Origin of the sequence: Weissella sp. DD23 (assembly GCF_001579105.1) — a bacterium.
Taxonomy (GTDB): domain Bacteria; phylum Bacillota; class Bacilli; order Lactobacillales; family Lactobacillaceae; genus Weissella; species Weissella cibaria.
Genome location: NZ_KQ970391.1, coordinates 386,566 through 388,151, shown reverse-complemented (window position 1 = coordinate 388,151; position 1,586 = coordinate 386,566). Strand labels below are relative to the sequence as shown.

The 1,586-nt window shown below is 44.9% G+C and carries 2 protein-coding genes; both read right to left on the bottom strand.

The features are described 5' to 3' along the window. Positions 1-355: WxL protein peptidoglycan domain-containing protein (locus WEIDD23_RS04305; RefSeq protein ID WP_156469568.1), on the bottom strand; the 355-nt coding region annotated here is incomplete at its 3' end. Positions 356-817: 462 nt separating this feature from the next. Further along, the coding region (locus WEIDD23_RS04300) for an LPXTG cell wall anchor domain-containing protein (RefSeq protein ID WP_197458806.1) at positions 818-1,586 on the bottom strand (769 nt) is incomplete at its 5' end.

Sequence of the window (1,586 nt, the reverse complement as noted above, 5' to 3'; positions counted from 1 at the left end):
CTTTCACAATTTTCCGAAGGTCCATTGTTTTAGCAAGCGAATCATTATTATGACCGCTGGCATAACCAACAACTAAATTGTTGTTGGTAAACCCTTGTTCAACTGACACGTGGAACGTTGCTTCGGCTGCGGATGTATTTTGAATATAAACAACGCCGCCAAATTTTTTACCCGGTTGCGTTTTAATATTCCAGGTTGTTGACCCGTCATCTTGTTGACCATCGATTGCCGATAATGCGACTGAAAACTCAGGCTTATTGTTACTATACTCATCAGCAGATACCCTTGTCGTTTGAACAACACTAGCTACTAACCCGAGCATTGTCCCCACTGATAATGCCTTTATTACTCTCATCCCAAATTCCTCATGTCATTCCAAAAAACTAGCGTAATTATACCATTTAGCGGGAATGCTTACTTTATTTCCGGGTCCCTAATTTTGCAATCACAAAAAAAGATGTCTCGTATATGAGACATCTCTGTGATTAACTATTCAACTTCAGCAACTTCGGCTTCGTTTCGGAACTGGGCGATGTACCCAGCAGCTGCAACTACTGCACTTAACAAACTTACTGCACTCATGAATACTGCCATTTTCCAGTCCTCCTATCACCGATTGCTTACTTTATATATTTATCATACAGCAGCTAACTTAAAAATTTAAAAACGCCCCAAAATCAAGCTATATCGGGCCTGTTATACCTTGTGAAATTATGATTATGGCAGAATGTTCTCAAAATCGTTCAGTTCTGGGACATCCCCAACTTATAACAAAAAGGCGTGAACCACCTTACAGCAGTCCACACCTTCTTATCGATTAAGCTTCTTTGTCATCGTTCTTACGACGCTTAGCAGCGACTAAGAACAAGCCCAACAAAGCCATCGTACCAGCAACCGTCAACCAAACTTGTTGATCAACACCTGTCTCTGGCAACTTATTTTCTGCAGTCACCGTTGGCACCGTGTTATCACGAACCACCAACGTTGGGTGCATTGTTGTAATGATACCAGCAGAAACGACTGGCGCTGCAGCTGCGGTCGCAATTGCAGTATCCTTCTCGTTCGCTACGGCAATCATTGCAACCGCAATTTCACTAGCCGTGGCACCATTAGCAAGCAACTCGTTTAGGTGTTGCTTTGCTGGCGTCATCTTACCAGTGTTTACAACCGTCTTGGCATCCTTAACTTGGGCATCGTATGCAGCTTGCGCAGCATCCTTGGCCTTGTTGTAGGCTGTCAAAGCGTTTTGCAAATCAGTAGCCGTTGCATTTGGATCACCAGCCAATGCAGCTAGCTTATCAGCCGCCGCTTGCAATGACTTGCTGTCTGACAAGTATGCAGGAACCGTTGCTTCAGACTTGGCCGTCTTCTTAGCCGTTGCCAATGCAGCTTGTGCCTTAGCAACCGTTTCATTCAACGACTTCGTAGCAGCCTCGATATCCGCCGTCGTTGCCTTACCGGCAGCAGCGTCCTTAATCAATTGTGCCAACTTGTCCTTTGCCTTTTGCACTGCATTATTGTCTGACAAATTCTTCGCACCGGCAGTTTGGCCTGACTTCTGTGCAGCCTTAATGGCCTTATCACGC